The 9,364-nt window shown below is 64.7% G+C and carries 9 protein-coding genes and 1 pseudogene; 8 read left to right on the top strand and 2 right to left on the bottom strand.

Going from position 1 to position 9,364, the window contains the following annotated elements:
• From ACZJYS_RS19880 to ACZJYS_RS19850, 7 genes and pseudogenes are all read left to right on the top strand, one after another.
• Positions 1-205: pseudogene (locus ACZJYS_RS19880) on the top strand (threonine synthase); the annotation flags it as partial.
• A gap of 9 nt (positions 206-214) precedes the next feature.
• Positions 215-1,456 (top strand): D-amino acid dehydrogenase, encoded by a 1,242-nt coding sequence (locus ACZJYS_RS19875; protein WP_493180054.1) that lies wholly within the window; start codon positions 215-217, stop codon positions 1,454-1,456.
• Between the two features lie 76 nt (positions 1,457-1,532).
• Positions 1,533-2,420, top strand: a complete 888-nt coding sequence (locus ACZJYS_RS19870; RefSeq protein WP_493180053.1) for a transporter substrate-binding domain-containing protein — start codon at positions 1,533-1,535, stop codon at positions 2,418-2,420.
• Between the two features lie 87 nt (positions 2,421-2,507).
• Positions 2,508-3,176 (top strand): amino acid ABC transporter permease, encoded by a 669-nt coding sequence (locus tag ACZJYS_RS19865; RefSeq protein WP_219929826.1) that lies wholly within the window; start codon positions 2,508-2,510, stop codon positions 3,174-3,176.
• A 12-nt stretch (positions 3,177-3,188) separates the two neighbouring features.
• The gene (locus tag ACZJYS_RS19860; RefSeq protein WP_493180052.1) at positions 3,189-3,869 is read left to right on the top strand and encodes an amino acid ABC transporter permease; all 681 of its coding nucleotides are present in this window, start codon (positions 3,189-3,191) and stop codon (positions 3,867-3,869) included.
• Positions 3,870-3,918: 49 nt separating this feature from the next.
• Complete coding sequence (locus tag ACZJYS_RS19855; protein ID WP_493180055.1) at positions 3,919-4,710, top strand: amino acid ABC transporter ATP-binding protein; 792 nt, start codon at positions 3,919-3,921, stop codon at positions 4,708-4,710.
• Positions 4,707-6,320, top strand: coding sequence for a hypothetical protein (locus ACZJYS_RS19850; RefSeq protein WP_493180051.1), 1,614 nt, complete (start codon positions 4,707-4,709; stop codon positions 6,318-6,320). The genes ACZJYS_RS19855 and ACZJYS_RS19850 overlap by 4 nt, the downstream gene beginning before the upstream one ends.
• A gap of 48 nt (positions 6,321-6,368) precedes the next feature.
• Here ACZJYS_RS19850 and ACZJYS_RS19845 read toward each other — a convergent pair whose 3' ends face one another.
• Positions 6,369-7,982: an ABC transporter substrate-binding protein gene (locus ACZJYS_RS19845; RefSeq protein ID WP_493180050.1), complete on the bottom strand. Its 1,614-nt coding sequence runs from the start codon at positions 7,980-7,982 to the stop codon at positions 6,369-6,371.
• 161 nt (positions 7,983-8,143) lie between these two features.
• Between ACZJYS_RS19845 and ACZJYS_RS19840 the strand changes: the two genes are divergently transcribed.
• A complete protein-coding gene (locus tag ACZJYS_RS19840) occupies positions 8,144-8,758 on the top strand; it encodes a deoxycytidylate deaminase (protein WP_109516428.1) in 615 nt (204 codons plus the stop codon).
• Positions 8,759-8,857: 99 nt separating this feature from the next.
• Here the strand turns inward: ACZJYS_RS19840 and ACZJYS_RS19835 are convergent, their stop codons facing one another.
• A complete protein-coding gene (locus ACZJYS_RS19835; RefSeq protein ID WP_379650056.1) occupies positions 8,858-9,301 on the bottom strand; it encodes a PRC-barrel domain-containing protein in 444 nt (147 codons plus the stop codon).
• Between the last annotated feature and the right edge of the window lie 63 nt (positions 9,302-9,364).

Here is a 9,364-nt window from a genome sequence, read left to right as displayed (position 1 = left end):
CAGCCCCATCGCCGCTCTGCCGGCGCTGCTGGCGCGCGGGCTGGTGCCGGAGGGGGCGGTGGTGGTCTGCCTGATCACCGGCCACGGTTTCAAGGACGGGCGGGCCTACCAGGAGATGCCGGCGCGCATCCACCCCGTGCCGGAGCCGGGCGACCTTGCCGCCGTGGCCCGCCTCTGTGAGTCTGCGCTGGCGGAGAAGGATTGAGGCAGGGATATGCGCATCATCGTCCTGGGCGCCGGGGTCATCGGCGTCAGCAGCGCCTACTGGCTGCTGCGCGCCGGCCATCAGGTGAGCGTGGTGGAGCGGCGCGAGGCCGCCGGGCTGGAAACCAGCTGGGGCAATGGCGCCATCATCCATGTCAGCTCGGTGCAGCCCTGGGCGGCGCCGGGCATGCCGCTCAAGGTGCTGAAATGGCTGGGGCAGGAGGACGCGCCTTTCCTGCTGCGCCCCTCCGCCCTGCCGCGCATGTGGCGCTGGGGCCTGGGCTTCCTCGCCGCCTCCCGCACCGCCGTGCACAATGCGGGGGCGCTGGCCAATCTGGAGCTGGCGCTGCACTCGGCGCGCTGCATGGCCGAGATCCGTGCCGAAACGGGCGTGGAATACGACTATGCCGGCGGCTGCGTGCTCAAGACCTTCGGCACCACGGTCGAGTGGGAGGCCGCCGCCCGGGCGCATGAGGCGCTGGCGCCGCACGGGCTGGTGACGGAGCGGCTGGACCGCGCCGCCTGCATCGCCCGCGAGCCGGCGCTGGCCCCGGTGGCCGAGAAGGTGGCGGGCGGGCTGCACTTCCCGCAGGACGAGGTGGGGGATTGCAGCAAGTTCAGCCAGGGCCTGGCCGCCTGGTGCGCCGCGCGCGGCGTGGAGTTCCACTACGGCACCACGGTGGAGAAGCTGGTGCAGCGTGGCGGGCGGGTGGCGGCGGTGGCCACCTCCGCCGGCGAGATGGCGTGCGACGCGGTGGTGGTGGCGCTCGGGCCGCACTCGGCCACGCTGCTGCGGCCGCTCGGCATCCATGTGCCGATCCACCCGGTGAAGGGGCTTTCCGTCACCCTGCCGCGCGCCGTCTGGCCGGAGGGGCCGCGCAACGCCATCCTCGACGATGGCCGGAAATTCGCCCTCACCCCGCTCGGCGACCGCTATCGCATCGTCGGATCGGCCGAGGTGGCGGATTTCGACACCACCCCCTCGCCGGCGCGCATCGGCGCGCTGATGCGCGGCGTGACGCAGCTCTTCCCCGCCTTCGAGGGGGCCGACTCGGCGCCGGGCGCCATACGCTGGGCCGGGCTGCGGCCGATGGTGCCGGACGGCCTGCCGCGCATCGGCCCCACGCGGCTGGGCGGGCTCTACCTGAATGCCGGCCACGGCCATACGGGCTGGACCATGGGGGCGGGCTCCGGCCAGCGCATCGCCGAGATCATCGACGGCCGCCGCAATTCACTCGCTGCGGTGGCGTGACAAGCGGCGCGTTTCTTGCTGACCTTCTCCCCGGACATGCCACCCAAGGCATGCGAGGGAGAGCAGGGGACCGACCATGGACCAGAAGGACAAGGCCGCCGGCATGGAGCGGCGCGGGCTGTTCGGCTTGGGGGCGATGCTGGGCGGCGCCGCCGCCCTCTTCGCGCCCAAGGGGGCCGTTGCCCAGACGCTGGGCAAGAGCAAGCTCCAGGTGATCAAGGAGCGGGGCCGCCTCATCGTCGGCACCGGCAGCACCAACCCGCCCTGGCACTTCGAGGGCGCCGACGGCAAGCTGCAGGGCATGGATATCGACCTGGCGCGGCTGCTCGCCAAGTCGCTCTTCGACGACGAGAGCAAGGTGGAGTTCGTGCTCCAGGGCTCGGACGCCCGCATCCCCTCGCTGGTCACCGACAAGGTGGACATCGTGGTGCAGTGGATGACCGTGACCCCCGGCCGCGCGCAGCAGGTGGAATTCACCATCCCCTACTACCGCGAGGGCGTGACCCTGCTGCTGCTGGCACGCGGCGCCAAGTACCAGAATTTCGAGGCGCTGAAGGCTGCGGGCAACGCCGTCACCGTCGGCGGCATGCAGAACGTCTTCCTCACCGAGTGGGTGCGCAAGGCGCTGCCCCAGGCCAAGGTCGATGCCTTCGAGAGCCCGGACGCCACGCTGCAGGCGCTCAACGCCCGCCGCGTCGACGCCTACATGGCCGACCAGTCCGCCGCCCGCTGGCTGATGCAGCAGGCGCCGGGGCGCTTCGTCGACGCCGGATACGGCTGGATGCCCAATTCCTACGCCTCGGCCGTCAAGCCGGGGGACCCGGTTTGGCTGAACTGGGTCAACACCGTGTACAAGGAAGCCATGATGGGGGTGGATTTCGACACCTTCGCCGCCTCCTACAAGAAGTGGTTCGGCATCGAGCTGGCCACGCCCAAGATCGGCTATCCGGCCGAATTCTCCTGACCGAAGCGCCAGGGGGCGCCGCCCCCTGGACCCCCGCCGGGGTGACAGTGTCACCCCGGACCCCGCCATTCCGGGCAGCAGGGCCGCATGATCCAGTACTACTTCGATTGGAGCGTCATCACCCGCAACTGGGGGCTGTTCCTGGAGGCGCTCGCGCTGGGGCTGGGGCTGGCCGTGGTGTCGCTGCTGATCGGCAGCGTCATCGGGCTGGCGGCGGCCTATGCGCGGGTCTCGGGCAAGCGGTGGCTCTCGGGGCCGGTCTGGGCCTATGTCGAGATCATCCGCTGCACGCCGCTGCTGCTGCTGATCTTCTTCGTCTATTTCGGGCTGCCCGAATTCGGCATCTACTTCCTCGACAAGACGCAGAGCTTCATCCTCACCCTCTCGCTCTATGCGGGGGCGTATATGAGCGAGGTGTTCCGCGCCGGGCTGGCCTCCATCCCGAAGCAGTATGTGGAGGCGGCCAAGGCCATCGGCATGCGGCCCTGGCAGCGGCAGAGATGGGTGGTGCTGCCGGTGATGTTCCGCATCACGCTGCCCAGCATCAGCAACAACCTCATCTCGCTGTTCAAGGACACCTCGCTGGCCGCGGCCATCGCCATCCCGGAGCTGACCTTCGTGGCGCGGCAGATCAACGCCAACACCTTCCGCGTCATGGAGGTGTGGCTCACCGCCAGCGTCCTCTACCTCGCCACCGCCTGGCTGCTCGCCACCCTGCTGCGGCAGGTGGAGCGCCGCTACGCCACCATCCGCTGAGGGAGGGCGCCGATGCTCGACTTCTCCTTCGCCCCCGGCACCTTCTGGTTCGAGGCCTGGGTGGCGCGCTTCTCCCTGCTCAACGGGCTGTGGGTGACGATGAGCGCCTCGGCGCTGACCATCCTCTTCGCCACCATCCTCGGCGTGGCGATGGGGGTGGCGCTGGCCTATGGCTGGTGGTGGCTGCGGCTGCTGGCGCGGATCTATGTGGACTTCATGCGGGGCATCCCGATCCTGGTCCTGATCCTGTTCACCTATTACGGGCTGTCGCTGTTCGGCATCAACCTGCCGGCCTACTGGGCGGGGGTGATCGCGCTCTCCGCCTTCGCCACGGCGCATATCGCGGAGACGCTGCGCGGCGCGGTGGAATCGGTGCCGGCGGGGCAGATGGAGGCGGGCAAGGCCATCGGCCTGCGCTTCTCCCAGCGGCTGCGCTACGTGATCCTGCCGCAGGCGCTGCGGCGGATGCTGCCCCCTTGGGTGAACACCGGGCTGGAGGTGGTGAAGGGCACCACCCTGCTCTCCATCATCGGCGTGGTGGAGCTGCTGCTGACCAACCAGCAGATCGTCGCCCGCAACTACCTGATCGTCGATTTCTACCTCTTTGCCGGGCTGCTCTACCTGATGATCAACGCCACCATCGCCTGGCTCGGCGCGCGGCTGGAGCGGCGTTTCTCCTACCTCCGCTACTAGCGCGCGGAGGAAGGCAACCATGACCCCACCCACACAGGCAGGAGGCCGCATGGCCGATGACGTGCTGCTGCGCGCCCAGGGCGTGCGCAAGAGCTTCGGCGCCGTGGAGGTGCTGAAGGGGATCGACCTGGAGGTGCGCCAGGGGCAGGTGGTCTCGCTGATCGGCGCCTCCGGCTCCGGCAAGACCACCTTCCTGCGCTGCGTGAACCTGCTGGAGGAGCATGATGGCGGCGAGATCCTGCTCGATGGCGAGCCGGTGGGCTACCGCATGGAAGGCGGCCGCCGGCGGCGGCTGAGCGAGACCGCCATCTCCGCCCAGCGGGCGCGGATCGGCATGGTGTTCCAGCAGTTCAACCTCTTCCCGCACCTGACGGCGGAGGAGAACGTGATGCTGGGCCTGACCAAGGTGCTGAACAAACCCAAGGCCGAGGCGCGCGACACCGCCACCCACTGGCTCTCCCGCGTCGGCCTGGCCGAGCGGCGCGGCCACTATCCCTACCAGCTCTCCGGCGGGCAGCAGCAGCGCGTGGCCATCGCCCGCGCCGTGGCGATGGAGCCGCGCCTGCTGCTGTTCGACGAGGTGACGAGCGCGCTGGACCCCGAGCTGGTCTCCGAGGTGCTGGGCGTGATGCAGGGCCTGGCCGAGAGCGGCATGACCATGCTGGTGGTGAGCCACGAGATGCTCTTCGTGCGGGAGGTCTCGCACCACGTGGTGTTCATGGACCAGGGCAGGGTGGCCCAGGCGGGGCCACCGGAGGCGGTGTTCGGGAACCCGGAGAGCGAGAGGCTCAGGAGCTTCCTGGGGCGGTTTCACGGGATGTTTGGAAAGGAAGTAATATGAATGATTTTACTGAAAATTCGCCCAAATTTTTCACAAGACGAACACAGGGACAGTTTCAAGAGCGAGAGATACTTCGTGTTGCTGCTAGCATCATACATGATGATCCTGAAGAGGCGATCCGATTTGCACAAAATCAGGCATTGAGGTGGGCTCAAGAACGCTGTGGCGGTAGGTTGCCTGCATCAGCTTGGGCGGGGGAAAATTTTGAGTTTATGCCAGGCGGACGAACAACATTAGGGGTAAATATTAAACTAGAAAAAAGCCAAATATGGTCATTGCGTTGTGAAGATCCAGATAAATCTGTTCCTGGGCGGACTTGGACAACTGAGTTTACGATTGGCCATAATGAGAATGAAGATGCAAAGTTTAGTTTAAGGTTAATAGCCAGCACGCACGAAGAAAATTTCAGTATTGATCCAGCAGTTCCGTTTTTTTTGAGGAAGATAATTGAAAATCTAAAAGTATTTTCAGGAAATTCAAGATTAAAATCTCATGAAGAATTCATAAATAGCGAAGAAGAAATAAAAATTTTCATTGACTCTCTTACATCGGAACGAAGAAAAGTCCCTATTTTTGCAATAAGCAGTTTAAATGGTGCTCAAAAATACGCTGTCGATGATTTAGAGATAAGAAAATTCTCTCGAAGATTGGCAGGGATTGCTCATGTTTTCAAACTATCTTCAAACGCAGCATACAATATTTCTAAAATACTTGGGAAAGCAAGATCGGTTTATAATGGAGCTATACGTGTATATTCGCCAAATTTTGATTTTGATTCTGATCCTTATGAACACAGGTTGATGCTTGCAGAAGAAATTCAGTCTAATACTTTATCACATCTTTATGAACTAAGCTCTCAGGCAGCTAGTGAAAGCCTGCGGCGCTTCCGCCTTGGGTCGGATGTTATGCCCTTTGCTGCTGTTCGCAGCGTGGCGCTTCGTATTGAACAGGAAAACGGACGGAATTTAGGAGCTAGTGATACTGAACAATTGCGCATGGCGCAAAAACGCATTGAAGCTCTCGAGATAGAACTCACATCAGCAAAACAATACGCTGAGCAAGCTTTTGAGTTAATTCACCACGAAGAAGAAAGAGCGAAAATAGCCGAATCTCAATTTTTTAGAAGCAGAGCAAGGCTGCAGGCGGTTGAAGAAAAACTTATTTCAACCGGCCAAAAAATTGATCTAGAAGAAAATATACCTAGTATATGGGAGGAATTTTCAGACTGGTGCGATCAAACCTTGTTAAGTCGTCTTGTATTGTCTTCGGTGGCTCGCAGCGGAATTAAGAAAGCTGTGTTTGGCGACGTCGCTTTGGCTGGACGTTGTTTATTGTGGCTTTCTAACGAATGTCGGAACAGAAGAATGAACGGAGGTGGAAGCTTGTCCAATATTTCTATCGAAGAAGGCATTGAAAATGCTCCATGCGGCGGAGATAGTTTTACATTTGAATTCCAAGGAAGAAAGCTCACAGCTAACTGGCATATAAAAAATGGCGGAAATACACGCGATCCTGTGAGATGTCTGAGAATATATTATTCGTGGGATGAAATTAATCAGCAAATAGTAGTGGCTGATATGCCTTATCATAGAAGAACTGGTGCAAGTTAGCTTGATCAGGGTGCTGAGGCTATCTGGCCCAGCACCCTGATTTAATATTTACCCCGCCTTCCTCACATTCATCGCCACCGTGTATTCATCCGCCCGCGCCTCGTAGCTCAGCCCGCCGCGCATGGCCCAGATGTTCTTCTGCATGTGCAGCGTGATCAGCCCCACATCCTCCATGGCCACGCGCATCGCCTGCTTGAAGATCTCCTCGCGCTTCTCGTCATCCGCCGTGCGCAGGCCCTCCTCCACCAGCCGGTCCACTTCCTTGTTGGAGTAGCCGCTGAAGTTGACGGTGCCGAACCCCTTCTCGGGGATGCGTGTCGTCAGGTTGCCGCGCAGCGCCGAGGAGGGCTCGCCCGAGGTCGCCCAGCCGATCAGCATGGCCGACATGTCGTTCTTCGCCTGGCGCTGCGCCAGCACGGAGAAGGGCATGGCGTCCACCGTGGTCTTCACCCCGATGCGCTGCCACATCTGGCCGATCGCCTGGATGATCTGCGCGTCGTTCACGTAGCGGTTGTTCGGCCCGATCAGCGTGATGCTGAAGCCGTTGGGGAAGCCCGCCTCGGCCAGCAGCGCCTTGGCGCGGTTGGGGTCGTAGGGCGGCGCCTTGATGTCCTCGGCCCAGCCATTGGCGCCGGGCGGCATCATCTGGCCGGTGGGCGTGCCGGCCCCCTGCATGATGCGGTCCACGATGGCCTGGCGGTTGATGCCGAGCGAGAGCGCCTGCCGCACCCGCAGGTCGCGCAGCGGGTTGCGGTCCAGCTTCTCGCCATTCGGCCCGGTCAGGTAGGGCGAGACGTCGTGCGCCGTGTCGATCTTGAGGTAGATGGCGCGCAGGCTCGGGATCTCGGCGAAGGCGATGCCCGGGGTGCCGCGCAGGCGCGGCGTGTCGGCCGGCGGCACCACGTCGATCAGCTGCACGTCGCCCGAGAGCAGCGCCGCCACCCGCACGCCGTCATTGCTGATGAAGCGGTAGGTCACCTGGCGCCAGTCCGGCTTCTCGCCCCAGTACTCGTCGTTGCGGGTCATCACCACGCGGTCGTCGGGGGTGAAGCTCTGCAGCCGGAACGGGCCGGTGCCGACGATCGCGCGGCCGTTGTTGAAGTCGCCCGTGCCGGCGGTCTCCATCGTCTTGGAGATGATGAAGACGTTGTTCAGGTCCTGCGGCAGCAGCGGGTAGACCGAGGCGGTCTTGAAGCGGATGGTGTGCGGGTCCACCACCTCGTGCCCGATGATGGCGCGGGTGTAGATGGAGAAGGAGCCCGGGCTGTTCACCACGGCGGGGATGCGCTTGAGGGTGGCCACCACGTCGTCGGCGGTGAACTCGTGCCCGTCGCTGAACTTCACGCCCTTCCGCAGCTTGAACTCCCAGGTCGTGTCGTCGAGCATCGACCAAGATTCGGCGAGGCCGGGCTCGAGCTGCGCCTTGGCGTTGCGGGAGACGAGCTTATCGAAGAAGTGCTCGGCCACCATGTTGTTGGGGGAGAGCGTGTGGTAGTGCGGGTCCAGCGAGCTGGGCGGGGCGGCGACGGCCAGGCTCAGCGTGTCCGCCCCCTGGGCGGTGGCGGGGGTGGCGCCGGCCAGCAGCCCGAGGGCCATGGCCAGGGCCGAGCCCGCCAGCAGGGTGCGGCGGCGCAGCAAGGCGCGGTTGGCGGTGCTCTGCATCGGAAAACTCTCTCCAGACGAAACGTTGGCGTGGCAGCGTGTGGTCCCTGGGTGTCGCCGTGTGCCCGGCGATCGGGCGGGATTGCCGCACAGCGGAGAGGGTCCGTCAACGACTTCGTGAGCAGGGTGTTCACATCCCTGACGCAGCGGATGGGGAGCGGATGAGCAACGTCAACGCCTTCGAGGGCAGGCCGGAGAAGCTGGCGCGGTGGGACACGCGCTACATCGGCCTGGCGCACCACATCGCCCAGTGGTCGAAGGACCCGCGCGCCAAGGTCGGCGCCGTGCTGGTGAACCAGCCGCAGGCGCGCATCGTCGCCACCGGCTTCAACGGCTTCCCCTCCAATGTGGAGGACAGCGCGGAGCGGCTGCAGGACAAGGCTACCAAGCTGCGGATGATGGTGCATGCCGAGCAGAACGCGCTGCTCCATGCCGGCCATGGCGCGCGGGGGTGCGACGCCTATGTGGTGGGCAAGCCGGTGTGCAACACCTGCGCCACGCTGCTGATCCAGGCCGGGGTGCGGCGCGTGGTGGCCGCCGCCCCGCGCGAGGGCACCGCCTCCTACTGGGACCGGGTGGGGCTGCTCTCCATCGCCATGCTGCGGGAGGCGGGGGTGGAGTTCACCGCCATCAGCGGCGCCCAGCTCGACGCGCTGGGCCTGAACCGCGACGAGGCGCAGGCGGCGGAAGACCCCTTCGCGGCGCTGCAGGCGGAGTTCGACTTCGGCACCGGCCGGCTTCTCCCCCCGCCGGGAGGCGAGGGGGGCGGCGGCTAGGGCTGCTTCGCCTGGCCGCGCAAGGAGGCTGGCGAGAACAATGAGCCAGGGCCTTTTCCGCCAGGCCTTTTCCGTGCGCCGGGGCGGGCGGGAAAGGCCCTAGTCGAACTTGAACTCGGGCATCCGCTTCAGCGTCTCCTCGTTCTCGCCTGGCAGCACCCAGCGCTCGCTGTATTGCAGCCGCTCATAGGGCACGGAGACCAGCCGCTCCCCCAGCCCGAGGAAGCCGCCGGTCGCGATGATGACGGTGAGCCCCCCCTCCCGGGTGAAGAGCAGGTCCTCCACCGTGCCCAGGGAATGGTTCTCCGAGCTGGCGATGTCGGCGCCCAGCAGGCGGCTGGCCCGCCAGCGCTGGGCGTTGAGGGAGGTGGTGGCGCTGCCGGGCAGGGGCGGGGCCTGGCCGGGCCGCAGCGCGCCGGGGGCCACGCTGGCCTCGGGGTTGGCGCGGTCGCCATGGCCTTCGGTCTGGCTCTGGGCGAGGGCGGGGGCGGCGCCCAGCAGCGCGAGGGCGGCCAGCAGCGGAAGCGTGTAGCGCGGGGTCATGCCTCTAGCCTCTGTGTCGCGGGGCCCCGGTGCGGGGCGCGCACCGTCAACCCTGCGGGGCGG

The sequence above is a fragment of the Roseomonas sp. TS2 genome (assembly GCF_058833935.1).
This window is presented reverse-complemented; position numbering and strand designations above follow the sequence as displayed.